This window comes from Kitasatospora sp. NPDC092948 (genome assembly GCF_044754805.1).
Lineage (GTDB): Bacteria > Actinomycetota > Actinomycetes > Streptomycetales > Streptomycetaceae > Kitasatospora.
Genome location: NZ_JBIVPU010000002.1, coordinates 408,070 through 432,724 on the forward strand (window position 1 = coordinate 408,070; position 24,655 = coordinate 432,724).

A 24,655-nucleotide genomic window follows, 5' to 3' on the forward strand; every position below is an offset into this window, starting at 1 on the left:
AGGCGGATCGGCCGGTGCGGCCGGTGCGAGGGCCGTTTTTACCCGGGCCGGTTCGGACTCAAACCGGCCGCTTCCCGGTGGCGATGGTCACAGGCCCCCGGCGACATACGACCGACAGTAGGAGGTTTGCGCACCGATGTGCCGGTATGTCCGACGCTCCGGGTCGCTATTTCGTGAGTTTCGCCCACTACCCGCCGTCGTACGTCACACCTTTGGGCCCGCCCCCCGGGTTCGTTTACACCGGAGTCGTTCCACCAGTTCGGCGAGCCCCCCGGCTCGGCCCCGCACTGGCCCCGTCCGTGAGGTACCGACTCCCGATGCGTTCTTTCCCCGCCACCGGCCGCCGGATTCTCCAGGCGATCAGCACGCGCCACGTCTACACCGTCACCGGCTCCGGCTCCGCCGCCGAGGCCCCGACCCACCGGACCTCCGCCAAGGCGCTGGTCACCGGCGCCGCCGTGGTCGCCTTCGGCGCCATGCTGATCCCCGGCGGGCACGCCGTCGCCGCGCAGGCCCAGCCGGCCGCCCTGGGCGAGTCCCCGTTCGTCGCGGCGGACGTCCAGCCGGGCGACCTCCAGCTGTCCGCGCCCGAGCACCAGGACGACACCACCGGCCCGATGGCCGTGGTCGCCGCCAACCTGGAGCAGCTGGCGAACCCGGCGGACGAGCACGCCGACGAGCACGCCGCGGACGAGCACCCGGCCGACGAGCAGGCCCCGGACGAGCACCGGGACCAGCCGCAGCAGGACGAGCAGCCGGCCGAGCAGGCCGCTCCCGCCGAGCAGTCGGAGCCCGCCCCGGCCCCCGCTCCCGAGCCGGAGCCGGTGCAGGTGCCGGTCAAGCTCGAGTGGTCCTCCCCCGCCCCGGGCGCGCCGATCAGCAACCCGTACCACAAGACCAACGCCTCGTACGCGGCCGGCTACCACACCGGCACCGACTTCGCGGTCTCCGTGGGCACCCCGCTGCTGGCGGTCGGCAACTCGACCGTGGTCTCGTCCGGCTGGGCCGGCGCGTACGGCAACCAGGTCGTGCTGAAGCTGTCCGACGGCCGCTTCGCCCAGTACGCGCACCTGTCGCAGCTGGACGTGAAGGCCGGGCAGCACGTGAACGCGGGCGACCGGATCGGCAAGTCCGGCAACACCGGCAACTCGACCGGCCCGCACCTGCACTTCGAGATCCGCACCGCCAACCAGTACGCGAAGGTGACCGACCCGATCGCCTACCTGAAGGGCCACGGCGCGAACAACTTCTGATCCGCCCCCTGCCCCACTCCGAGCCGCCCGCGCGTCAGTGCGCGGGCGGCTCGATGTGTGCGGCGACCTCCAGGGCGACCTCCAGGGCCGCCTCCATCGCCTCCTCCAGGCTGGTGGGGTCGGCGGACGGCTGACCGGGCCCGCACGCGTCGGCCTTGAGCAGGAACATCGCCGAGTGCATGGCGGTCAGCGCGACGGTGGCGCGCAGCTTGTCGCGGAAGCTCGGCTCCGGCCCGTGCAGCAGGGTGATCATCTTGATCATCCGCTCCTTGAACATCAGCCCGGCCGCGGACTCCCGCAGCGCGGGCTGGTTCTCGTGGAAGAAGCGCAGCAGCGGCGCCCGCTCACCCATGCCGGCGGCGAACCGGCGGATCAGCTCGTCGCGCAGTTCGGGCGACCAGTCCTTGCCCTCGCCGAACGCGATGGCGTCGTCCAGCGGGGCGGCCATCTTCTCGACGATGCCGCGGACGATGTCGTCCTTGGTCTTGAAGTGGTAGTACAGGGCGGCCTTGGTGACGCCGAGGCGGTCGGCGATCTCGCGCAGCGAGGTCTTCTCGTAGCCGTGCTCGGCGAACAACTCCAGTGCCACGTCGATGATCCGCGCTCGGGTGTCGCTGCGGGGGCTCTGGGGAGTGGTCATCGCTGGCGGCCTGCCTCGTGAAGCGGTGCGGACGGGTGTCAAGGTCCGGTTCTTGTTCGCATTCTCCCTGCCCAGAGGGGCTGCATCGAAACTGGCTTGACGACCGGCTAGCCAACAACTTACCGTGCCGAACGGCAATTAACTAGCCGGTCGTCAAGTAAGTACCGCCGCGGACAGCACTGCGGCACCTGCGCCCCGGGAGAGACGCATCATGACAACGCAGCAGTCCGAGGCGGCTCAGGACGAGCCGCCCGTCGACCTCGGCAAGACCGACGACGGCGGATTCGAGCAGCGCCCGCACCGCGAGATCCGCCTGGTGATGATCGGCCTGGTCATCACCATGCTGCTCGCCATGCTCGACAACCTGATCGTCGGCACCGCGATGCCCACCATCGTCGGCGAACTGCACGGCGCCGAGCACATGTCCTGGGTGGTCACGTCGTACACCCTGGCCACCGCCGCCTCCACCCCGATCTGGGGCAAGGTCGGCGACCTGTACGGCCGCAAGGGCTCGTTCCTGGTCTCGATCGCGATCTTCCTGCTCGGCTCGGCGCTGTCCGGCATGTCGGGCAGCATGACCCAGCTGATCGCCTTCCGCGCCGTCCAGGGCCTGGGCGCCGGCGGTCTGATGGTCGGCGTGATGTCGATCATGGGCGCGCTGGTGCTGCCCCGCGACCGCGGCAAGTACCAGGGCATGTTCGCCGCCGTGATGGCGCTGGCCACCGTCGGCGGCCCGCTGATCGGCGGCTTCATCACCGACCACCTGAACTGGCGCTGGACGTTCTACGTCAACCTGCCGCTGGGCGCGATCGCGCTGATCTTCATCGTCGTGGTGCTGAAGCTGCCCAAGGTCCGCTCCGACGCCCGGATCGACTACCTCGGCGCGATCCTGCTCACCGTCGGCATCGTCTCCGCGGTGCTGGTCACCACCTGGGGCGGCCACGAGTACGCCTGGGGCTCCAAGCAGATCCTCGGCCTGGGCGCGCTCGGCGCGGCCTCGCTGATCGGCTTCTGCTACGTCGAGCAGCGGGTCGCCGAGCCGATCATTCCGCTCAAGCTGTTCCGCAACCGCAACTTCACCATGGTCTCGATCATCGGCTTCATCGTCGGTTTCGCGATGTTCGGCGCGGTGACCTTCCTGCCCACCTACCAGCAGATCGTGCAGGGCGCCTCGGCGACCAACTCCGGCCTGCTGCTGATGCCGATGATGTTCGGCATGCTGGTGGTCTCGCTGGTGGTCGGCCAGGCCATCACCAAGACCGGCAAGTACCGGATCTTCCCGATCATCGGCACCACCGTGATGGCCGGCGGCTCGCTGCTGCTGTCCACCCTCTCCGTGGACACCAAGAGCTTCACCTCCTCCTGCTACATGGTGGTGCTCGGCGCCGGCATGGGCTTCCTGATGCAGGTCACCATGCTGGTCGCGCAGAACAGCGTGGAGATGAAGGACATGGGCGTCGCCTCGTCCTCCGCCACCCTGTTCCGCACCATCGGCGGCTCCTTCGGTGTGGCGCTGTTCGGCACCCTCTACGTCAACCGGCTCACCGACACCCTGAAGGCCGCCGGGATGCAGGGCGGCGGTCAGTCCACCGCCTCGATGAGCCCGGAGACGCTGAAGAGCATGCCGCCCGAGCAGGTCTCGGTGATCCAGCACGGCATCGCCAACGGCATGCACACCGTCTTCCTGTGGGGCACGGTGATCAGCGTGGTCGCCATCGCCGCCTCGCTGTTCATCCGCGAGGTCAAGCTCCGCGGTGGCGCGGACGCCGCCGAGGCGAAGGCCGAGGCCGCCCTGGAGGGCGCGCTCTGACCGCCGCAGCCGCCTGACGCAGCGGCCCGGGACCGACTCGGTCCCGGGCCGCTCCGCGTTACCGGGGCAGTTGGTAGGTGCCCGGTCCGACCGGCTCCACCAGGCCGTCGGCGACCAGCCCGTCCAGGGCCCGGGCGCGCTGGATCGCGTCCGGCCACACCACGTCCAGCTGGCCCTGGGTGACCAGGCCGTGGGCGTCCCGCAGCACCGCCAGCAGCTTGCCGCGCACCTGCCGGTCGGTGCCCTCGTAGCTCTGGCCGCGCCGGGCCGGGCCCTCGTGGGGCGGGCGGCCGGCCCGCTGCCAGGCGCACTCGGCGAGCAGCGGGCAGGCGCCGCACTCGGGGCCGCGCGCGGTGCACACCAGGGCGCCCAGCTCCATCACCGCGACCGCCCAGGTCGCGGCCCGCTCCTCGCCGGCCGGGAGCAGCTCGGTCGCGGTGCGGCGCTCGGCGGCGGTAGTGGCGTTCGCCGGGTACTCGACGCCGGTGACGGCGCGGGCGAACACCCGGCGCACGTTGGTGTCCAGCACCGCGTGGCGCTGCCGGAACGCGAACGAGGCGACCGCGGCGGCCGTGTACTCGCCGACGCCGGGCAGCGCCAGCAGCGCCGCGTGGTCGTCCGGGACGGCGCCGCCGTGCTGCTCGGTGATCGCGGTGGCCGCCGCGTGCAGCCGCAGCGCGCGGCGCGGGTAGCCGAGCCGGCCCCACATCCGCACCGCCTCGCCGGGCGCGTCGGCGGCCAGGTCGGCGGGCGTGGGCCAGCGCTCCAGCCAGGCCGCGTACGCGGGCAGCACCCGCTTCACGGGCGTCTGCTGGAGCATGAACTCGCTGACCATCACCGCCCAGGGCGAGGCGTCCGCGGTCCGCCAGGGCAGATCGCGGGCGTTGGCCTCGTACCAGCCGATGACAGTGGTGTGCAGCGCCTGGACGGCGGCGGGGGCGGGAGTCGAAGCAGTGGCAACCATGGCACCCCGATCCTGCCACGAGGTGCCGCGCGGGCTTAAAGCCCCAGGTCGTCGAGTTCCTTCAGCAGGTCCGCGCGCGAGCCGGCCGATGCGCCGCCGCCCTTGCCGGACAGCGCGGGGGGCGCGGACGGGCCGGCCGACGGGGCCGCCGGCAGGTCGGCGCCGACGGCCGCGGCCTCCGCCTTCGGGCCGCGGGCGCGGAAGATCCAGGCACCGGCCAGGCCGCCGACCAGGCCGCCCAGGTGCCCCAGCCAGGACACCCCGGGGGTGCCGGGGATCGCCGTGGTCAGCAGGTACGCGAAGGACGCGCCCATCACCAGGCCGATCAGCGAGTCGATCAGGTTGCGGTCGAACAGGCCGCGCAGCACCACGTAGCCGAAGTACCCGAAGATCACGCCGCTGGCGCCGACGGTCACCACGTGGTCCCGCTCGAACAGCCAGACCGACATGCCGCTGGTCAGCACCAGCAGCGCGGTCAGCCCGAGGAACTTGCGCACCCCGCGGTAGGCGGCGAGGAAGCCGAACACGAACAGCGGGCCCGAATTGCCTTCCAGGTGCTGCCAGTTCAGGTGCAGGAAGGGCGCGCTCAGCAGGTTCGGCAGACTGCTCGCCTGCCGCGAGACGATGCCGTGCTGGAGGGCGATCTGCCCGTCCATCGCCCAGTTCGCCAGCTGCACGGCCCAGATCAGGCAGAGGAATCCGAACATGGTGAAGAACGCCCGGCGCGCCTCGGCGATCAGCTGCGCGGGGTCGAGGGTCGCGGTGCCGGGAGCGGAGTCGTGCAGGGAGGCCATGAGGGCGACTATAGGGCGGTGCACCGTCGTGTCGAGTCCCTCTGACGGAGCAAATGGCGGATCATGTGAAAGAAGTGCCCCTGCTGCGGTGTTGATGCGTCAACAGATGCACAAGGTCTCGTAGAGTTTGCCCGTGCCTTCTCTGCGCCAGCCCGTCGGACCACTGCCCGCCTCGATCTACTGGCGGCGGCGCGTCGTGTTCCTCTCCGTCCTCGCCGTCGTCCTGCTGCTGGTCGGCTGGCTCGCCTTCGGCACCGGTGGGGACGGGAAGCAGCAGAAGGCCGCCGAGACCGCGAGTCCGCTGCCGGCACCGGCCCAGTCCATCACCCCCGGCGCCTCCCCCACCGGCCCCGCCATCACCACCCGCCCCGGTGGCGGTGGCGGTGGCGCCGGCTCGGGCGGCACGGCCGGCGAGCTGAACGTGACGGGCAGCGGCGGCAGCGGCTCGGGGACCGGCGGCTCGGGCAGCGGCTCCGGCGGCTCCGGTTCGAACAGCGGTGGGCACGCCGCCTCGCCCGGCCCCTCGCCGGCCGTCAACACGCCCGAGGTGATGGCCCTCCCGGTCTGCGCCACCTCGCAGCTGTCGCTGGAGCTGGCCCCCGCGCAGAACTCGTTCGCCGCCAAGGACAAGCCGCGCCTCGCGCTGACCATCCGCAACTCCTCGGGCTCCGGCTGCCGGGTCAACCTCTCGCACGAGAGCTCGGCGCTGACCATCACCTCCAGCACCAACGAGCGGATCTGGTCGTCCGCCGACTGCGTCCCGGAGAAGGTCGACGCCTGGGCGCAGATCGCCGGCAACAGCGGCGTCACCGAGACCTTCGGCTGGGACCGCAGCCGCTCCAAGCCGCAGTGCGCCACCGCCGACCCCACCCCGGCCCAGCCCGGCAACTACCTGGTCCAGGCCGACCTGACCGGCCCGGCCGGCGGGCCGCTGTCGGCGCGCACCTCGATCCGCCTCGAGGGCTGACGCGACCGGCGCGGAACCGGGGCGCAGGGGAACACCCCGAACGGCGGGACCGCGGCGCAGGGCGACGACCTGCACGTGATCGCGGCCGTACGGACCGGTTCGCGCCGCTGGCGCGGCTCCCCGCGCCTCACGCCTTCGGCCAGCTCGTGCCGCGCAGCCCACGCCCGAGGGTGAGCGGCAGCAGGCCGACGGCGAGCAGGCCGGCCAGCAGCATCAGCACGGTGCCGGCCGCGAGGCGACCGAGCAGCAGGCCCGCGGTCATGGTGCCGACGGGCAGGCCGGCCATCAGCAGGGTCATGGTGGCGGCGACGGCGCGGCCCCGCATCGCCTCCGGGACCTGCTGGAAGACCAGCACGTCGAGCATGACGCGCAGCGCGGGCACCCCCAGGGACATCGCGGCGAGGGCGGCGAAGACCACCACGGGGCCGCCGGCGAACGCGGGGACGAGGAACAGCAGCGGGGCGGTCCAGGCGACGGCGAGCAGCAGGGCGCCGGGGGCGAGGGTGCGGTGCAGGCGGGTGACCAGGGCGGCGCCGAGCAGACCGCCGACGGCCTCGCCGGTGAGGGCGAGACCGGTGCCGGCCTCGGAGGTGCCGTGGTCGCGCAGCAGCACCATGACGGCCAGCAGCATCGCGGAGCCGGCCAGGTTGAGCGCGACGGCGACCAGCACGGTGGCGCGCAGCGTGGGGTCGGTGAACAGGTGGCGCAGTCCGGCGAACACCGCGCCCTTCTCCCGTCCGGGGCCGTCCGCGCCCGTCTCCCCTCCGCCGTCGCCCACGCCCTTCTCCCGCCCGTCGTTGCCCGTGCCCGTCTCCCGCCTGCCGCCGTCCGCGCCGTTCGTCGGCCCGCCGTCGAAGCGGACGGCGATGGAGGCCCCGAGCGCGGCGGCGGACGCCAGCACGGTGGCGAGGAACGGGACGGCCCGGCCGAGGCCGAGCAGGAAGCCGGCCAGCGGGGGCCCGGCCAGGGCCGCGCCGTTGACCCGCAGTTCGTCCTGGGACAGCGCCTGGCGCAGTTGCCCGGGCGGGACGACGGCGCGCAGCGCGAGCATCCGGGCGGGGCCGCCGTAGGCCATGGTGGCGCCGATCGCGGCGGCGGCCAGCAGGGTGTGCGGGACGGTGAGGCAGTGGGCGAGCAGGGCGAGGGCCACGCTGAGCGCGGTGGCCAGCCGGACGGTGTCGGCGACGATCAGCACCCGCCGCCGGTCGTGCCGGTCGGCGACGGCCCCGCCGTGCAGGCCGAACAGCACGGACGCGCCGAACTGGACGGCGCCGAACGCGCCGGCGAGGGTGGGCGATCCGGTCATGGCGAGCAGCAGCAGCGGGTAGGCGGTGTCGGCGACGCAGGTGCCGAGCATCGCGGCGGCCGAGCCGGCCCACAGCGTCTGGAAGCGCCGGTTGCGGCGCAGCGGCACCAGGTCGGGCGCGACCGTCGTCGGGCTCTCGGTCACCGTCATCACTCCACCCCGTTCACAGATCAGCAACCATTTTCGTTGGCGTGAATGCTTGCACGGCCGCGAACGATTGCACAAGAGCTGAACGCTGTGGCTGAATGTGAACGTGGTTGATCAGATGAAGGAGCGCGAGGTCACCGACGTCGCGACATTGAAGGCCCTCGCCGACCCGCTGCGCCTGGCCGTGCTCAGCGCGCTGATGAAGAGCGACCCGCAGCCGCTGTCGGTGAAGGAGATCGCGGCCGAGCTGGACGAGGCGCCGACCAAGCTGTACCGGCACATCAAGCAGCTGGAGCAGACCGGGCTGGTGTTCGTCGCGGAGACCCGGCTGGTCTCTGGGATCGTGGAGAGCCGCTACCGCTCCGCCCAGCAGTCACTGCGGCTGTCCCCGCAGGTCTACCCGGGGGGCGGGCAGTCGCCGGCCGCGCTGGACACCATGCTGGCGGCGATGGACCTGGTGCGGGCCGACTTCCGGCGCAACTTCCTGGCCGGCCGGATCGACCTGACCCCGGCGGCCAAGGGCAACCCGCGGCCGAACAAGTTCGCGCACTCCACGGTGCGGCTCACCCCGGAGCGGCTGCGCCGGCTGCGCGCCCGGCTGGACGAGGTGCTGGACGAGGTGTTCGCGGAGGACGACTCCGCCGAGCCGGACGCCGTCGAGGTGACGCTGTTCGCGCTGATGTACGCCGTGGAACCCGCTCAGGAGCCGCCGGCCGGCGGGCGGACCGCCGCGCGGCCGTCCGAGGGCTGACGGCGGCTCAGACGTACCGTTCCAGGATGGAGGACTCGGCGAGCCGGGACAGGCCCTCGCGCACCGAGCGGGCCCGGGTCTCGCCGACGCCCTCCACGGTCTGGAGGTCGTCGATGGACGCGGCCAGCAGCTTCTGCAGGCCCCCGAAGTGGTCGACCAGCCGCTCGATGACGGTGTTCGGCAGCCGCGGCACCTTGGCGAGCAGCCGGTAGCCGCGCGGGGAGACCGCGGAGTCCAGCGACTCGGGGGCGCCGGTGTAGCCGAGCGCCTTGGCGACGGTCTGCAGGTCCAGCAGCTCGGCGTGGGTGAGCGCCTCCAGGTCGTCCAGCACCTCGGCGACGGTGCGGCCCTTCTTGGCGGCCCGGTCCGGGAAGTAGTCGCGGACCACGAGTTCGCGCTCCGGCTCCACGCCGGCGATCAGCTCGTCCAGCTGGAGCGAGAGCAGCCGGCCGTCGGTGCCGAGTTCCAGCACGTAGCCGGCGATCTCGCCGGCGATCAGCCGGACCATCTCCAGGCGCTGCACCACCGCGGAGACGTCCCGGACGGTGACCAGGTCCTCGATCTCCAGCGCCGACAGCGTGCCGGCCACCTCGTCGAGGCGGAGCTTGTAGCGCTCCAGGGTGGCCAGCGCCTGGTTGGCGCGGGACAGCACGGTGGTGGAGTCCTCCAGCACCCGGCGGGTGCCGTTCACGTACATGGCGATCAGCCGCATCGAGTGCGACACCGCGACGACCGGGAAGCCGGTCTGCCGGTTGACCCGCTCCGCGGTGCGGTGGCGGGTGCCGGTCTCGTCGGTGGGGATGTTGGCGTCCGGCATCAGGTGGACGCCGGCCCGCAGGATCTTGGTGAGGTCCTTGTCGAGGATCACCGCGCCGTCCAGCTTGCACAGCTCGCGCAGCCGGGTGGCGGTGAACTCGACGTCCAGCACGAAGCCGCCGGTGCACAGCGCGTCCACGCTCTTGTCGAAGCCGAGGACGATCAGACCGCCGGTGTTGGCCCGGAGCACCCGCTCCAACCCGTCCCGCAGCGCCGTGCCCGGCGCGACCGCACTGAGGGAAGCCCGCAGCAGGGCCTCCTCGCGGGTGGACTTGTCCGCCCGGTCGATGGCTGCCACGTGACTCCTTGGGACGACCCGGACCGCGCGGCGCGGCGCCCGACGGTCTGTCTGTTATTACTGCACTTGATGGCAATTAGCAGGTGCAGTCTAACTGCGTACGGCAGCAACAGGACGTGGGTCAGGCCAGTTCGTCCGAGTCGAGCGGCTCCCAGCCCGCCATCAACTCGTCCGGGTACGCCGGCACCGGGGCCGCGGCACGCTCCCGCGCGGGGGCCCGCCCGGCCGGAACGCCCTGCGGCGCGGCGTCCTGACGGGGCTTCGAACGGGAGCGGCGGCCGGGAATGGCCCGCAGCGCCTCGCCGATGTCGGACACCTCCACCACCTTCATGCCCGGCGGCACCTTGCCCGGGTCCGGCGGCACCAGGGCGTGCGTGAAACCGAGCCGGTGCGCCTCGGCGAGCCGCCGCTGCACGCCCGTCACCCGGCGCACCTCGCCCGCCAGGCCGACCTCGCCGATCGCCACCAGGTTGTTCGGCAGCGGCGTGTCGGTCGAGGAGGACGCCACCGCGAGGGCGATCGCCAGGTCAGCGGACGGCTCGGTGAGCTTCACCCCGCCGACGGTGGCGGTGTAGATGTCCTGCTTGCCGAGCTTCACGCCGCCGTGCCGCTCCACCACCGCCAGGATCATCGCGATCCGCGGCGACTCCAGGCCCGAGGTGGTGCGCCTGGGCGACGGGATCTGCGAGTCGACCATCAGCGCCTGCACCTCCGCCACCAGCGGCCGCTTGCCCTCCAGGGTGACGGTCAGACAGGTGCCGGCCACCGGCTTGTCACGGCGCGTCAGGAACAGGCCGGACGGGTCGGCGAGGCCGACGATGCCCTCGTCGTGCAGTTCGAAGCAGCCGACCTCGTCGGTCGCGCCGTAGCGGTTCTTCACGCCGCGGATCAGCCGCAGCCGGGCGTGCCGGTCGCCCTCGAAGGAGAGCACCACGTCCACCAGGTGCTCCAGCAGGCGGGGGCCGGCGATCTGGCCGTCCTTGGTGACGTGGCCGACCAGCAGCGTCGCCATGCCGCGCTCCTTGGACGCCCGGATCAGCGCGCCCGCCACCTCGCGGACCTGCGCGGGGCCGCCGGGCGCGCCGTCGAGTTCGGCGGAGGCGATGGTCTGCACCGAGTCGAGGATCAGCAGGCCGGGGTTGACCGCCTCGATGTGGCCGAGCACCGCGCCCAGGTCCTGTTCGGCGGCCAGGTACAGGTGCTCGGAGAGCGCGTTGATCCGGTCGGCGCGCAGCCGGACCTGCCCGGCGGACTCCTCGCCGGTGACGTACAGCGTGCGGTGCCGGTCGGTGGCGGCCTTCGCCGCGACGTCCAGCAGCAGGGTGGACTTGCCGACGCCCGGCTCGCCCGCCAGCAGGACCACCGCGCCCGGCACCAGACCGCCGCCGAGCACCCGGTCGAGCTCCGGCACGCCGGTGGAGCGGGCGGTGGCCACCTGCCCGTCGACCTGCCCGATCGGCTTGGCCGGGGCGGAGACCGGCCCGGCCGCGGTGGTGCGGATCGGCACCGCGCCGTACTCCTCGACCGTCCCCCAGGCGTTGCACTCGGGGCAGCGGCCGACCCACTTGGGCAGCTGGTGGCCGCACTCGGTGCAGCGGTACGCCGGGCGCGGCTTGGCGGAGGTCTTGGTACGGGCAGCCATGCGCGCCACGGTAGCGCCTCGCACCGACAGACCCGGCGGACGGCGGCCGGGACGTCAACCCGCGGCGTCAACGCCGGACGTCAACCAGGCGAACAAGGGAGCGGTGCTGTTACCCGAAAGAAGGACAAGCGCCCCAAACCCACCGGCCGGAGGGTTTGAGCTGCCTACCGTCGACGACGTGACCACCGGCCAGCTCCACCCCGTCGATCCCTCCCCGGCCCTGCGGGCGTACGGCGCCTGCGTCGACGGGCTGTTCACCTACTGCCTCTCCGTGCTCTGCGACCACGACGCCGCCGGCGCGGCCGTGCAGGAGGTCCGCGACCTGGCCCGCCGCCACGGCGACCGGCTCACCGAACCGGCACTGCTGCGCGCCTGGCTGTACGCACTGGCCCGGCACCGCTGCCTGGCCCGGCTGGACGGCGCCGGCGGCCCCGCCACTCCCCCCGCAGTGCCCGCAGTGCCCGACCCCGGCGCCGTCCACGAGCGGCGCCGCGAACTCGCCTCACTGGCCTGGCCGGAGGCGGCCGGCACCGATCCGGAGCAGCGCGAGGCGCTGGAGCTCGCGGTCCGGCACCGGCTGGGTGCCGGGGAGGTCGCGGCGGTGCTCGGCCTGACCGGCGAGGCCGCCGCCGCGCTGCTGGACGCCGCGGGCGCCGAGGTCGGCCGGACCAGGACGGCGCTGCTGGTGCTCGGCGTGGGCTCCTGCCCGCAGCTGGCGCAGCTCGGCGGGGCCGGCGCGGAGTCCTGGCGGGGCTGGGTGCTCGGGGCGGCGCTGCGCCGGGAGCTGGTGGAACACCTGGTGGCGTGTCCGACCTGCCGGGGCACCGCGGAGCGGGTGGCCGGGCAGCTCGGGCAGGGCCTGGCCGGGCTGCCCGGCCTGCCGCTGCTGACGGCGCCGGCCCGGTTGCGGCCGGCTCCGCCGACGGCCGGCGGCACCGCGTTCCTGTCGGGCGCGGCAGCCGGCCGGCGGGCCGCGCGGGCCCTGGCCGGCGGCGAGCCGCGGTTCGACCGGCGCGGCTTCCCCCGGCACCGGGTGGCGGTGCCGGTGCGCGGCTCGGCGGTGCGCCAGCGGGTGGTGACCACGGGCGTGCTGGCGGCGGTGCTGGCCGCGCCCGTGGTGGCGCTGTGGAGCGCGCACCAGGGCGACCCGGAGGGGCGGACGGCGACGGTGTCCTCGGTGCGGGTGGACGCGCCGGCGGAACGTCAGCAGCCGTCGGCGGCCGTGCCGCTGCCCCCGGCGGTGAACTCCCTGCAGCTGGCGGGCGCGATCGCCGCAGAAACGTCCCTGCCGACCCCGGCAGCACCCGCACCCGGCGCGGCCCGACCGTCCGCCCCGGTACCGCCCGCCCCGGTACCGCCCGTCGCGCCGACCGTTGCGCCGACCTCGCCCCTCGCCGCTCCGCCGTCCGCGGCCCGGGAGCAACTGACCGTCGAGGCCCGCGAGTTCGGCAGCCGCACGGTGCTCACCCTGACCAACTCCGGTGACAGCCCGCTGGCCTGGCACGCCGTGCTGGACGTCGACTGGCTCCGGCTCAGCCGGGACGCCGGCACCCTGGCCCCGGGCCAGCGGATCACCGTCACCGTGACGGTGGACGACGCCCGCGCCCCGCAGTCCCGGTGGACGGCGCACCTGGCTCTGCGACCGTCCACCGCCGTGGTCACCCTGGAGGGCGGCACCGGGACACGCGGGCTGCCGACACCCGGGCCGACGCCGTCCGACGCACCGTCTGCCGCGCCGTCTGCCGCGTCGCCCGCCCCGGAGAGCCCGGGTCCGTCGGTCACGCCCGCCGCGTCGCCGTCCTGACGGACGGCTGCGAACGCGGGCGGCCGGCCGGCGGGTTCCGGATCCGTCAGCGCGGCTGGATCGGCGGGAGCCGGTAGCTGCCGTCCAGGACCGCATCCTGCGGCTGGTACATCCGCACCATCGGCCGGAAGCCGGACGGCGGGGTGGGCAGCCAGTTGGCGAACTCGTCGGGGTCGGCAGGCTGCCGGTGCTGGAGGTAGAGGGTGAGCGAGCCGTCGGGGGCGTGCACCAGGCCGGGGGTGCGGTCGCCGATCGAGAACCGGTCGATGTCGTTGGGGACCAGCAGGTACTCGGGGGTGTCGTACATCGTCACCGACCAGAACGCGCCGACCGGCGGCGGCTGTTCGAAGCGCAGCGTGTAGGACCGGGCGCCGTCCAGCGGGTGGCCGTCGGCGTCGTGGTAGGTGGTGGCGTAGGCGGCTTCGTAGGCGTGGTTGCCCCACAGGGCGGTGCGGGCGGCGACGGCGCGGGTGAGGTACGTGGCCCGGCGGTCGGCGACCTTCCACTGCGGCTCGTCGCGGGTGCCGGGGCCGAGGTGGTCGAGGTTGTAGTCGAACAGGTGCAGGTTGGACGTCCATTCGCCGGTGGGCTCGACGGTGCCGATGCTTGCCGCCTCGACGCGTTCGCGGCCGGCGGCCAGGCCCTTGGCGAGCGACTGCGTCCAGTCGGCGGGGCCGTCCAGGTACGGGGAGCGGCCCCGGTCGAGCAGTCCGATCGGGGCGAAGCGGTGCTGGAACTCGGCGTCGGCGGGGGCGGGCGGGAACGCCGTCATCCACACCCGCAGCCGCTCCAGGAAGCCCAGCTCCTCGGGCACGCCGTCGGCCGGTTCGGGCAGCCCGGCGAGTTCCCGGCCCGCTTCGAGCGGGGTGAGCGTCAACTGTTCCTGCAGTGCCCGCACCCGAGGCAGGTCGTCCGGTCCGGAGCAGGCGTGGCGGGCCGCGATCGCCGCGACGAGGGTCGGTGCGACGATCACCGGCACGCCCTCGGGCGGGGCGCCGCGCCAGTGCGGCGGGACGATCAGCCAGGTCTGCTCGGCGGTGCCGGACGAACGGCGGCCCAGGTAGGCGAAGTTGTTGGTCCAGGCGTCGATGAACTGCAGCACGTAGTAGGCCCCGGCGGAGTCCGGGACGTGCAGCAGCAGCGGGCCGCCGGACAGGTCGAGCACGGCCACCGAGTACACCGTGTCGTTGTTCACCGACACGAAGTGCGAGCCGGGGGTGGCCAGTTCGGCGCCGTGGCCGAAGGTGTTCCACCCGGTCGGGGGGATCGAGCCCATGCCCCGCCGGTGGATGGTGTCCACCATGGTCAGGTCGGCGACCAGCGGATAGCCGTACACGAAGGCCTCGGCGGCCAGCATCTCGGGCGTGGCGTCAACCATGGCGAACGTCCTTTCTGCGGGTTCAGCGGGGAGTGGGCGTCGGCAGGTGCCAACTGCCGTTCAGCAGCTCGGGCTTCGGGCCGTACGCACGCACCACGACCTGGTACGGGCCGGCCGGGGCGGGCAGCCAGTTCGCCGACTCGGCCGGGTCCGTGGGGCGTTCGTGCTGGAGGTAGAGGGTCAGCGAGCCGTCGGGGGCGTACACCAGGCCGGGGGTGCGGTCGCCGATCGAGAACCGGTCGATCCCGTTGGGCGCCAACTGCCGTTCCGGGAAGCGGTACATGGTCGCCGACCAGAAGTACCGGGCGGGCGGGAGCCGCCCCGGCCCGAAGCGCAGCACGACCGGCAGCCGGCCGCCCGCCTCGGACTCCCAGCCGCCGTACCAGGCCTCCTCGGCGGGCAGCCCGTACAGGCCGGTGAGCGCGCCGCACGCGCGGTCCAGGTACCGCGTGCCGAGCTGCTCGCGGGTGCCGAACAGGGCGCTCCCGGCGGCCGCGCCCGGCGCTGCCGCGGCCAGCTGCTCGCGGCCGTCCACGATCCCGGCAAGCATCGCCGTCCGGACTTCGGCGGGCAGCGCGGCGGGCTCGAAGTCGCCGGTGCCGACGCCGAGTTCGGCCAGGCGTTCGCGAAGCTCGGCGTCGGCGGGCAGGACCGGGAAGAAGCCCAGCAGGAAGTCCAGGAAGGTGAAGAACTCCAGGCTGCCGAGCACCTCCTCGCCGCGCCACACCGGCCACGCCGGCTCGGCCGCCACCGGCCGCGGGGTGCCCAGGTGCTCACTGAGCGGCTTCAGCCGGTACCCGTCCTGGACGCGGCGCAGCTCCGGCACGTCGGCGGGCCCGGCCAGGTACGTGCGGGCGACGATGCCCGCCAGGTTGGTGTCCGTCCGCACCACCCCGTCGAAGCCGTCCGGCGGGTCCGCCCGGTGCCCGGGGCCGGCGATCAGGTAGCGGCCGCCGCCGTTCCCGGTGGTCCGGGTGCCGACGAAGCCCGCGTACGCGGTGTCCAGGTCGTGCACCGGCAGCACGTGGTACCGCTCGGTGGCGGGCACCTCCAGCACCCACGGCTCGGCCCGCAGGTCGAGCCATGCCCACGAGTACGGGGTGTCGTTGTTCGGTGTGACCACGTCCGTGTCGGCCGGGGTGAACGGGCGCGAGAAGTGCCGGAACACGCCGAAGCCGCCGACGTACCGGGGGTCCGCGTCGTCGATCGCCTGCGCGTGGAGCGTCCCGTAGTTGGCCAGCATCGGGTACCCGCGGATCCACGCCTGCGCCGCCGTTCGCCGGACCGCCGCCGGATCCGCGCTGGCCGGGCCGACCATGCCGCCCACCCTTCTCCCCCACGAAAGGGATCATTCAGACATACCGGTACACCGGGGATGCTATGCGGCCCCCGCCCGACCGGTGCCGCGACCCTCCGACGCACCGCCCGCCGACCTTTCCGCTCTGCCCGTGGCTAAGCACGCGGATGACCGGCCGGCGGAGCGGACACCCTGAACCCATGGACATCCTTCTGCTCGGCGGTTCCAAGTTCCTCGGCCGCGCCTACGCCGCCGAGGCGCTCGCCCGCGGCCACCGCGTCACCACCTTCAACCGCGGCGTCAGCCGCACCGACCTGCCCGGCGTCGAGGCCGTCCACGGCGACCGCACCTCGCTCGACGACCTGCACCGGCTGGTCGACGGCCGCCGGTGGGACGCGGTGATCGACACCTCCGGCCAGCAGCCGCACGACGTCGCCGCCACCGCCCGCCTGCTCCGCGACCGGGCCGGCCACTACGGCTTCGTCTCCTCCGTCCACGCCTTCGCCGACTGGCCCGCCCAGCCGGTGGACGCCGACTCCCCCACCCTCGAATGCGCCGGCGACGTCGGCCCGGACCAGCCATTCGCCAACGCCCTCAAGGCCGGCTGCGAACGCGCCCTGCTCGACAACTTCGGCCCCGCGACGATCCTCAACTGCGGCCTGCTGATCGGCCCCCACGAGCCGATCGGCCGCCTCCCCTGGTGGCTCGACCGGATCGCCCGCGGCGGCCGCGTCCTCGCCCCCGGCGCCCCCGGGAACCCGATCGGCCTGATCGACGCCCGCGACTTCGCCGCGTTCGGCCTCGACCTCGCCGAGAAGCGCGCGACCGGGCGCTTCGTCACCACCGCGCCGATCGGCTCGGCGACGATGGGGGAGTTCCTCGACGCGTGCCGCTCCGCGACGGGCTCCGACGCGGAGTTCGTCTGGACCCCCGACGCCACCCTGCTCGCCGCCGACGTCTCCCCCTGGGTGGAGCTCCCCCTCTGGGCCCCCGTCACCGACGGCTGGCACGGCACCTGGCAGGCCGACCCCTCGACCGCGACGGCCGCCGGCCTGCGCATCCGCCCTCTCGCCGAGACCGTCGCCGACACCTGGGCCTGGCTGGAGTCCGGCGGGCGCAAGGAGGTCTCGTACCGGCAGTTGGATACTCCGCTGGGGATCGACGCGCAGAAGGAAGAGGTTTTGCTCAGGGGGTGAACCACCGGGGGCGCGTGGGGGCACCTCCCAGCCCGCCAGGGCTAGGGGGAGAACTGCGCGACAAGCGCACACCACGTCCGCGAGGTCGCGATCACGTGCAGGTCATTGTCCTGCGTCGCGATCTTTCCGACGTGCGCGTTCCCCCTCGCGCAGTTCCCCGCGCCCCTGGTTTGCCACCTGCCCGCGCTCAGTAGCTGCGCCGCGTCACCAGTTCCGCCAGCGCGAGCAACTCGTCGGTGCGGCTCGGGTCCGGGACGCCCACCGCCAGGTGGCTGATCGCGGTGGCCATCCGTTCGCAGCTCTCCCCCTGGGCCCAGGCTCGGCCGCCCGCGCGGTCGACGGCGCTTGCGGCGGCGGCCAGCTCGGCGGGGCTGAGGGGGCGGCCGGAGGCGTACAGCGCGGCGAGTTCGGCTCCTGCGGCCGTGCCGGAGGAGAGTGCGTGGACGACCGGGAGGGACTTCTTGCGGGCGGCCAGGTCCGCGCCGACCGGCTTGCCGGTGACCGCGGGGTCGCCCCAGATGCCGATCAGGTCGTCGATCAGCTGGAAGGCGAGCCCGATCTCGCGGCCGAAGGCGTCCATCGCGTCGGCGGTGGCGGCGTCCGCGCCCGCGTACAGCGCGCCGAGTGCGCACGCGCAGCCGAGCAGGGCGCCGGTCTTGCTCTCCGCCATGGCGAGACACTCGGCGAGGGTGACGTCGGAGCGCTGCTCGAAGGAGCAGTCGGCCTGCTGTCCGGCGCAGAGTTCGACCACGCAGTCGGCGAGGCGGCGGACCGCGGCCGAGGCGGCGGGGTGGGAGTCCTCGGCGAGCACCCGCAGGGCGAGCGAGTGCATGGCGTCGCCGGCCAGGATGGCGCCCGTGGTGCCGAACACCCGCCAGGCGGTGGGACGGTGACGGCGGGTGTGGTCGCGGTCGAGGACGTCGTCGTGCAGCAGGGTGAAGTTGTGCACGAGTTCGACGGCGGCGGCGGCCCGGACGGCGTCCTGCGGGCGGCCGCCGACGGCCTGGGTCGCGGCGAGCACGAGCGCGGGGCGGATCGCCTTGCCGGCGCCGGCCGCGCTCGGGGTGCCGTCGGCCTCCAGCCAGCCGAAGTGGTAGCCGGCGATCTGCCGCATCGAGTCCGGGAGGCTGTCCACGGCGGCCCGCAGCGCCGGGTCGACCGCGGTGCGGGCCCGGCCGAGCAGGGCGAGCGCCTCGGCGGTGTCGCGGGCGACCTCGGCCGGCGAGGTCTCCTCGCCGTGCTGTTCGCGTTCGAACACGGTGATGGCCATGGTGAGTCCTCCCCCTGGGCCCGCCCCCGGTGCGGGGCAGGCGGATCTCCGCGCGGGCCGAGTGCCGGCGCGGTCGGCGGGGCGGGCCCGGGACGGCGGGCCCGCCGCCACGGCCTGTCCTCGAATCCGTGTCGCGGCCCCGCGGCGCCCCCCGGCCCGGGGGCTGGGAGGCGCCCCCAGGTGGGTGCCTCCCGGCAGACCGGGCGAAAGGCCTCGTACGGGGTGTACTCGGTCTTTCACCCGGTGCGGCGGGAGTGCGTGCTGGGCGCCGTGCGGGGCGGGCGGGGGTTCGAGGACCGGCCCTGGGTCAGTCGTGCCAGTTGGCGACGTCCACGTTCTCCAGCACGCCGATGGCGTCCGGGACCAGGATCGCGGCGGAGTAGTAGGCGGTGACCAGGTAGGAGATGACCGCCTTCTCGTCGATCCCCATGAAGCGGACGTTCAGGCCGGGCTCGACCTCGTCGGGCAGCGTGCCGGGACGCAGGCCGATCACGCCCTGGTTGTCGTCCCCGACGCGCATCGCCAGGATCGAGGTGGAGCCGTTCACCACCGGGATCTTGTTGCAGGTGTAGATCGGGACGCCGCGCCAGGTCGGCACCGTCTTGCCGTCCACCTGCACCGTCTCCGGGTACAGGCCGCGGCGGTTGCACTCCCGGCCGAACGCGGCGATCGCCTGCGGGTGGGCCAGGTAGAACTTGGTGCTGCGGCGGCGGCAGAGCAGCTCGTCCATGTCGTCGGGAGTGGGCGGGCCGGAGTGGGTGTGGATCCGCTGGCTGTGGTCGGTGTTGGCCAGCAGGCCGAACTCCGGGTTGTTGACCAGCTCGTGCTCCTGGCGTTCGCGCAGCGCCTCGATGGTCAGCCGCAGCTGGTGCTCGGTCTGGTTCATCGGCTTGTTGTAGAGGTCCGCGACCCGGCTGTGCACTCGCAGCACCGTCTGCGCGACGCTCAACTCGTACTCGCGGGGCGAGAGTTCGTAGTCGACGAAGGCGGTGGGCAGGTCGTACTCGCCCTCGTGGCCGGCCGACAGGTCGATCTCCGCCTCGCCCTTGCGGTTCTGCGGCAGCTGGGCGTCCGCGACGAAGCCGAGGATCTGTTCGCGCAGCGCCTCGGAGCGGTCCACCAGCTCCTGGAAGGACGGCCAGGACAGCACCATCACGGTGCCGGAGGTGGCGGCCTTGACGCTGTAGGGCCAGCGGCGGTCCTCGATGAGGAGCGCCTCGTCGCCGATGTGGTCGCCGTCGGCGAAGGTGCCGAGCACCGTGTCGTCGCCGTACTTGCCGGTGCCGATCTTGTCGACCTTGCCGTGCGCGACCAGGTACACCTCGTCGATGTCGCGGCCCTGCTCGATCAGCAACTCGCCTGCGGAGAAATCCCGTTGGACGAACCGGCCGGCCAGCTCGGCGAGCACCGCGTCGTCCTCGAAGTCGCGCAGCACCGGCACCTCGCGCAGCGAGGGCGCGACGACCGAGATCCGGCGGCCGGTCTGCGCGAAGCTCACCCGGCCGCGGCCCACCGCGTACGACAGCCGCCGGTTCACCCGGTAGGTGCCGCCGGAGACCTCGACCCAGGGCAGTGCGCGCAGCAGCCAGCGGTTGCTGATCTCCTGCATCTGCGGGGCCGACTTGGTGGTCGACGCGAGATTCTTGGCGGCCGCCACCGAGAGGCTGCTCTGCGGCCTCGTCTGGGGAGTTCCGGCGGTGGTTTCGGTGGTCATGAACGAGGGCCTCGTGATCACGTCGACGGCGGTTGGCGGCAACCATGCTGACGGTCGGTCAGGCACCCCGGCAATCACTCGTGCGGGTGATTCAGAGGTGCGGGTCGAACAGTGCGACCGACGCGCGGGGCCGATCACCGCCCGGTCCGCCCGAGCCTCCCGACGTCCTTCCGCGCGCCCCGCCGAACGCTCCCGAAGGCTCCGCCGGAGCCCGGTTTCGAGCCGTCCGAGCAGCTCACCGCCGCATTGTTCGAATCGCTCCGGAACAGCGCTAAGGTGGCCCCCACACCGCGTGGTGAACGCCGCCGCAGCGCAGGCGAACCGGTCGGTGACCTCCCATCGGCACGCCCTTCTCCAGGGAGACTTCCGTGACCGCGCCCGTCCGCGTCTGGCTCAACCGCACCTACGCCGAGAACGTCTTCTTCATCGAGCTGCTGCGGTCCGCGCCGCGCCCGGTGCACATCCTGGCCACCCACGTCGACCCCGACTCGCCGGTGCTCGCCGCCGCCGACCTCGGGCTGCTGGAACCGGACCGGCTCCCCGCCGAGAGCTACGTGGAATTCGCGCTGGAATTCTGCGCCCGCCGGCGGGTGGACGTCTTCCTGCCCCGCCTGCACCAGTTGGCGATATCGCTGCGCCGCCGCGAGTTCGAGGCGCTCGGCACCACGCTGATCTGCCCGCCCGCACCCGCGATCGCCCTGTTCGCCAGCAAGGCGGAGGGCTACCGCGCCCTCGACGCCGCCGGCCTGCCCGCCCCGCTGTGGCGGCACGCCGACACCGCCGCCCAACTCCTGGTCGCCGTCGAGGAGATCGAGGCCACCGGCGCGGCCGCCTGCCTGAAGCCCGCGAGCGGCGCCGGCGGCGAGGGCTTCCGGGTCCTCACCCGCGAGCCGTTCACCGTCCGCCGGCTCGCCGGATACGTCGACACCCGGGTCCAACTCGACCTGGTACTGGCCGCGTTGAGGTCCTCCGCCGCGCCCGTCGACCTGCTGGTGATGCCCTACCTGAACGGCCCCGAGGTGTCCGTGGACTGCCTCGCCGACCAGGACGGCCGGCCGCTCGCCGCCGTCGGCCGCACCAAGCAGGGCCGCCGCCGCAGCTTCACCGTCGACCCCTGCTACCTGGAGCCGGCCCGCCGCCTGGTCGAACAGTTCGGCGTCGGCCACCTCTCCAACATCCAGTTCCGGCACGAGCCGGACGGCCGCCCCGTCGTCCTCGACATCAACACCCGCCCGTCCGGCGGCCTGCACCAACTCCGGCTCTGCGGGCTCAACCTGCCCGCCGCGGCACTCGAACTCGCCCTCGGCAACCGCCCGTTGCTGCCCACGACGGACGAACTCGCGCTCGGCGAATACACCTTGGTGTCCGGCATCCAGGCGATCCTGCCGCGGCAGGCCGTGGCCCCCGCGCTGGAACGGATCGACGGCCCGCTGCTGCCGACCGCCTAGGCTCCAGGCCCTCTCCCGGTCAGTCCGCGGGGCCGTCCCAGTCCAGGGTCGGCGGCAGCGCGCCCTCCAGGGTGAGCAGCCACCGCTTCACCTCCACCCCGTGCCACGCCCCGCCGAAACCGCCGAGCCCGTCCGCCGCCACCACCCGGTGGCACGGCACCAGCAACGGCAGCGGATTGGCCCCCATCATCTGGCCCACCGTCCGGGCCGGCACCCCCGGCTCGGCCATTCCCTCGAACACCCCGCTGCGGGCGGCGAGTTCGCCGTACGTGACGGTCCGGCCGTAGCCCACCTCGGCCAACAGGCAGCGCAGCACCGTCAGATGGGGCCCGGTCGCGAACCGCCAGTCGATCGGCAGCCCCAACTCCCGCCGTCGCCCCGCGAAATACTCCCCCACCCGGGCCTCCACCAATGCCCGCTTCCGCGCATCCCCGCACTCCGGCACCCCCACCGGCCGCCCCGCGAAGACCTCCCCCGTGTACGTCGCCGCCGCCACGCCGTCCGCCGTCACCCCGAACTTCATCGCCCCGCTCGGCAACGGCGTGGCCACGGTCACCCACGACAGCTCCATTCCCCCAACCTACCGGGCCGAGAAGGGCGAGCAGACGTAAAACCGGGGGCGTGTGGGGTGCCCCCACGCGCCCCCGGTTGCGCTCTCCCGGGTGTCGCGCCGCTCCGCCGTTCAGAGGTGCTCGCGCAGGTACTCCGACAGGTTGTGGCACCAGGTGGCGAGCTCGGCACGGTCCGGAACCTCGCCGCCCGCGAGGGCGGCGGTCGCGGCGGCGGGGAGCTGGCCCGTCGCGGCGAGGCGGGAGAGGCCGGACAGCACTGCGGAGAGCCTCTCCGCGTCGGTGTGGCTGAGCATCACGAGTGCGTCGGTGTGGCCGATGGTCATGGAGCCGGGCATCGCGTTCTCCTCGGGTCGGTCCCCCCGGGTGGCTGCCCCCTCGATCCACGGTACGACCGGTGCGGCGGGCCCGCGCGAGCGCCGCTCGCCCGTTCGGCGCGCCCGGATGGCCGGTGGTGGCGGCCCGCAGGACGGTCGGAGCAGGTGTGTCCGGGTGGACGGCGAACAGGGAGCGCAGATGGCAGAGCAGGCCGCCGGCCCGGCATCCGCGCCCGGGATCCGGGCGTTGCTGCGCAGTCCGGGTTACGGGCGGCTGCTGTTGGTGTCCGCGGCGGTGGGGGTGCCGGTCTCGCTGGCGGCGTTCGGCTTCGTGAGCCTGGAGCACGAGTTGCAGCACTGGGTGTGGGAGTCCGCGCCGAAGGCCCTGGGGTACGGGCGGGCGCCGTGGTGGTGGGGGCTGCCGGCGCTGGCTTTGGCGGGTCTGCTGCTGGTGCCGGTGGTGACCCGGCTGCCGGGGCGGGGCGGGCACGTTCCGGTGCACGGGCTGGGCGGGCCGCCGACGCTGCCGGTGGAGGTGCCGTCGGTGGTGCTGGCCGCGCTGGTCTCGTTGCCGCTCGGCGCGGTGCTGGGTCCGGAGGCGCCGCTGATGGCGATGGGCAGCGGGTTGGCGCTGCTGGCGGTGGGCCGGGCGCAGCGGGCGGCGAGCCCGCGGCTGGGGCCGGTGATGGGTGCGGCCGGGTCGACGGCGGCGATCTCCACGATCTTCGGGAGTCCGCTGGTGGCGGTGGTGATGATGGTCGAGGCGGCGGGTCTGGGCGGGCCGCAGCTGACGTTGCTGCTGCTGCCGTGCCTGCTGGCGTCGGGGGTGGGCGCGCTGGTGTTCACGGGTTTCGGGCACTGGACGGGGCTGTCGATCGGGGCGTTGGCCCTGCCGGTGGTGCCGAAGGCGGGGCTGCCGGATGCCGGGGACTTCCTGTGGGGGGTGCCGTTGGCGGTGGCGGTCGCGGTGGTGGTGGTCGTGGCGCAGTCGCTGGGTCACCGGTTCGCGGCGTTCACGGCGCAGCGCACGGGAGTGCGGACGGTGATCTGCGCGGTGCTGGTGGGTCTGTGCCTGACGGGGTACGCGGTGGTGACGGGCCGGTCGCCGGAGGAGGCGGCGTTGTCGGGGCAGGCGACGTTGGGGCAGTTGGCGGCGGATCCGCAGGCCTGGCCGGTGGGGGCGTTGCTGGCGTTGGTGGTGTTCAAGGGGCTGGGTTGGGGGGTGGCGCTGGGGTCGTTGCGGGGTGGGCCGATCTTTCCGGCGGTGCTGCTGGGTGCGGCGCTCGGGGTGGCGGTGGGGGGTCTGCCGGGGATGGGGGTGGAGGCGGGGCTGGCGGCGGGGTTGGCGGCGAGCACGGCGGCGATCACCCGGCTGCCGGTGACGAGCACGGTGCTGGCGGCGGCGCTGCTGGGTGCCCAGGCCGCGGATTCGATGCCGTTGGTGATCGTCTGCGCGGTGGTGGGGTTCCTGACCGCGACGTTCGTGCACCGGGTGACGGCGGACGCCCAGGAGGCCCGGCAGGCCCCGCCGCGGTCGGCGGACTGATCGGTGGTCGGCCGCGGGGGAGCAAAGTTTGAGTCAAAGCGGTGAACGCGTGTCGAACTGGTCGTGGACTCCTGTCGCACAGGCCCCAGCTCTCTCCTTGCCACCACCTGGGAGCAGGAGCGTTCACGGTTTTGGCCACTGAAACCTGGCCGCCCGCGCCCCGGCCGGAAATGGACGGCGTGCGCACCGTCCGGCCGGGGCGCGACCGGCGGCCCGACGAGGGGTGAACCGCAGGTGGCGCGGGCCGCGGGGGCGGCGGGCGGGCGCGCGGCGGGCATATGCCGCCAGGTTGGCCAGGACGACACTCACCACATGGTGGGAAGGCGGGAAAAAGTTGGCCCCGGCACCGAATGCGAACGACCGTTCACCACCGGTGCTGCGGCCGGGACTCCGTTCCGACCGGACCGACGAGCCCTCTGGAGGGGACCATGCGCAACGACATCCTCGTGCAGCAGGACACCGACCTCGACCTCGACCTTCGCATCGCGGAGGTCTCGGAGGAGACCCAGGCGTTCGGCCAGGGCACCTTCACCTCCCCCAGCAGCTACGCGATCGGCACCCGCTGCCAGGTCTGCTGCTGACGACACGTCGGTGAAGCACGTGCGCGGGGCGGGCTACGGCCCGTCCCGCGCATGTCGTTCGGCCGCCGCTTCCCGCCGTTTCCGACCTAGAGGGGCACCACGAACGTGCGACCAGAGCAGGACCTGTTCGAGATCCGCGAGCCGGTG

General features: G+C 73.6%; 21 protein-coding genes. 9 read left to right on the top strand and 12 right to left on the bottom strand.

Annotated features, from left to right (window positions below; all coding sequences use genetic code 11):
- The first annotated feature begins 317 nt into the window (after nt 1-317).
- Nucleotides 318-1,253 (top strand): M23 family metallopeptidase, encoded by a 936-nt coding sequence (locus ACIQF6_RS06580; RefSeq protein WP_400890866.1) that lies wholly within the window; start codon nt 318-320, stop codon nt 1,251-1,253.
- Between the two features lie 34 nt (nt 1,254-1,287).
- Here ACIQF6_RS06580 and ACIQF6_RS06585 read toward each other — a convergent pair whose 3' ends face one another.
- Entirely contained in the window at nt 1,288-1,893 is a 606-nt protein-coding gene (locus ACIQF6_RS06585; protein WP_400890869.1) for a TetR/AcrR family transcriptional regulator, read from the bottom strand.
- A gap of 211 nt (nt 1,894-2,104) precedes the next feature.
- Here ACIQF6_RS06585 and ACIQF6_RS06590 point away from each other — a divergent pair, with 211 nt between their 5' ends.
- Nucleotides 2,105-3,703, top strand: coding sequence for an MDR family MFS transporter (locus ACIQF6_RS06590; protein ID WP_400890872.1), 1,599 nt, complete (start codon nt 2,105-2,107; stop codon nt 3,701-3,703).
- A 58-nt stretch (nt 3,704-3,761) separates the two neighbouring features.
- On the opposite strand, the gene ACIQF6_RS06595 is transcribed toward ACIQF6_RS06590, so the two are convergent.
- Together ACIQF6_RS06595 and ACIQF6_RS06600 are read right to left on the bottom strand one after the other, a co-directional pair.
- Nucleotides 3,762-4,667: an A/G-specific adenine glycosylase gene (locus ACIQF6_RS06595; RefSeq protein ID WP_400890875.1), complete on the bottom strand. Its 906-nt coding sequence runs from the start codon at nt 4,665-4,667 to the stop codon at nt 3,762-3,764.
- Nucleotides 4,668-4,702: 35 nt separating this feature from the next.
- Nucleotides 4,703-5,461, bottom strand: a complete 759-nt coding sequence (locus ACIQF6_RS06600; protein ID WP_400890878.1) for a rhomboid family intramembrane serine protease — start codon at nt 5,459-5,461, stop codon at nt 4,703-4,705.
- Nucleotides 5,462-5,594: 133 nt separating this feature from the next.
- Here ACIQF6_RS06600 and ACIQF6_RS06605 point away from each other — a divergent pair, with 133 nt between their 5' ends.
- Complete coding sequence (locus tag ACIQF6_RS06605) at nt 5,595-6,428, top strand: hypothetical protein (RefSeq protein WP_400890881.1); 834 nt, start codon at nt 5,595-5,597, stop codon at nt 6,426-6,428.
- Nucleotides 6,429-6,555: 127 nt separating this feature from the next.
- On the opposite strand, the gene ACIQF6_RS06610 is transcribed toward ACIQF6_RS06605, so the two are convergent.
- The gene (locus ACIQF6_RS06610) at nt 6,556-7,884 is read right to left on the bottom strand and encodes an MFS transporter (RefSeq protein ID WP_400890884.1); all 1,329 of its coding nucleotides are present in this window, start codon (nt 7,882-7,884) and stop codon (nt 6,556-6,558) included.
- A gap of 103 nt (nt 7,885-7,987) precedes the next feature.
- Here ACIQF6_RS06610 and ACIQF6_RS06615 point away from each other — a divergent pair, with 103 nt between their 5' ends.
- The gene (locus tag ACIQF6_RS06615) at nt 7,988-8,632 is read left to right on the top strand and encodes an ArsR/SmtB family transcription factor (protein ID WP_400890887.1); all 645 of its coding nucleotides are present in this window, start codon (nt 7,988-7,990) and stop codon (nt 8,630-8,632) included.
- A gap of 7 nt (nt 8,633-8,639) precedes the next feature.
- On the opposite strand, the gene disA is transcribed toward ACIQF6_RS06615, so the two are convergent.
- Nucleotides 8,640-9,746: a DNA integrity scanning diadenylate cyclase DisA gene (gene disA / locus ACIQF6_RS06620; RefSeq protein WP_400890890.1), complete on the bottom strand. Its 1,107-nt coding sequence runs from the start codon at nt 9,744-9,746 to the stop codon at nt 8,640-8,642.
- 121 nt (nt 9,747-9,867) lie between these two features.
- Nucleotides 9,868-11,388: a DNA repair protein RadA gene (radA, locus tag ACIQF6_RS06625; RefSeq protein ID WP_400890893.1), complete on the bottom strand. Its 1,521-nt coding sequence runs from the start codon at nt 11,386-11,388 to the stop codon at nt 9,868-9,870.
- 178 nt (nt 11,389-11,566) lie between these two features.
- Between radA and ACIQF6_RS06630 the strand changes: the two genes are divergently transcribed.
- Complete coding sequence (locus tag ACIQF6_RS06630; RefSeq protein WP_400890896.1) at nt 11,567-13,192, top strand: sigma-70 family RNA polymerase sigma factor; 1,626 nt, start codon at nt 11,567-11,569, stop codon at nt 13,190-13,192.
- Nucleotides 13,193-13,238: 46 nt separating this feature from the next.
- On the opposite strand, the gene ACIQF6_RS06635 is transcribed toward ACIQF6_RS06630, so the two are convergent.
- Together ACIQF6_RS06635 and ACIQF6_RS06640 are read right to left on the bottom strand one after the other, a co-directional pair.
- A complete protein-coding gene (locus ACIQF6_RS06635) occupies nt 13,239-14,570 on the bottom strand; it encodes a DUF1254 domain-containing protein (RefSeq protein ID WP_400890899.1) in 1,332 nt (443 codons plus the stop codon).
- A gap of 22 nt (nt 14,571-14,592) precedes the next feature.
- The gene (locus ACIQF6_RS06640) at nt 14,593-15,888 is read right to left on the bottom strand and encodes a DUF1254 domain-containing protein (RefSeq protein WP_400890901.1); all 1,296 of its coding nucleotides are present in this window, start codon (nt 15,886-15,888) and stop codon (nt 14,593-14,595) included.
- Between the two features lie 179 nt (nt 15,889-16,067).
- On the opposite strand from ACIQF6_RS06640, the gene ACIQF6_RS06645 reads away from it, so the two are divergent.
- Entirely contained in the window at nt 16,068-17,063 is a 996-nt protein-coding gene (locus tag ACIQF6_RS06645; protein ID WP_400890904.1) for an NAD-dependent epimerase/dehydratase family protein, read from the top strand.
- Nucleotides 17,064-17,250: 187 nt separating this feature from the next.
- Here the strand turns inward: ACIQF6_RS06645 and ACIQF6_RS06650 are convergent, their stop codons facing one another.
- Together ACIQF6_RS06650 and ACIQF6_RS06655 are read right to left on the bottom strand one after the other, a co-directional pair.
- Nucleotides 17,251-18,333 (bottom strand): family 2 encapsulin nanocompartment cargo protein polyprenyl transferase, encoded by a 1,083-nt coding sequence (locus ACIQF6_RS06650; RefSeq protein WP_400890907.1) that lies wholly within the window; start codon nt 18,331-18,333, stop codon nt 17,251-17,253.
- 307 nt (nt 18,334-18,640) lie between these two features.
- Nucleotides 18,641-20,047 carry a family 2B encapsulin nanocompartment shell protein gene (locus ACIQF6_RS06655; protein ID WP_400890910.1) on the bottom strand — a complete coding sequence of 469 codons (1,407 nt, stop codon included), beginning with the start codon at nt 20,045-20,047 and terminating at the stop codon, nt 18,641-18,643.
- A 368-nt stretch (nt 20,048-20,415) separates the two neighbouring features.
- On the opposite strand from ACIQF6_RS06655, the gene ACIQF6_RS06660 reads away from it, so the two are divergent.
- Nucleotides 20,416-21,495, top strand: coding sequence for an ATP-grasp domain-containing protein (locus ACIQF6_RS06660; protein WP_400890913.1), 1,080 nt, complete (start codon nt 20,416-20,418; stop codon nt 21,493-21,495).
- Between the two features lie 19 nt (nt 21,496-21,514).
- Here ACIQF6_RS06660 and ACIQF6_RS06665 read toward each other — a convergent pair whose 3' ends face one another.
- Entirely contained in the window at nt 21,515-22,066 is a 552-nt protein-coding gene (locus tag ACIQF6_RS06665; protein WP_400890916.1) for a methylated-DNA--[protein]-cysteine S-methyltransferase, read from the bottom strand.
- Between the two features lie 111 nt (nt 22,067-22,177).
- A complete protein-coding gene (locus ACIQF6_RS06670) occupies nt 22,178-22,402 on the bottom strand; it encodes a hypothetical protein (RefSeq protein WP_400890918.1) in 225 nt (74 codons plus the stop codon).
- Nucleotides 22,403-22,580: 178 nt separating this feature from the next.
- Between ACIQF6_RS06670 and ACIQF6_RS06675 the strand changes: the two genes are divergently transcribed.
- Nucleotides 22,581-23,927: a chloride channel protein gene (locus ACIQF6_RS06675; RefSeq protein ID WP_400890920.1), complete on the top strand. Its 1,347-nt coding sequence runs from the start codon at nt 22,581-22,583 to the stop codon at nt 23,925-23,927.
- A 428-nt stretch (nt 23,928-24,355) separates the two neighbouring features.
- A complete protein-coding gene (lanA, locus tag ACIQF6_RS06680) occupies nt 24,356-24,508 on the top strand; it encodes an SCO0268 family class II lanthipeptide (protein ID WP_400890923.1) in 153 nt (50 codons plus the stop codon).
- Nucleotides 24,509-24,655: the final 147 nt, after the last annotated feature.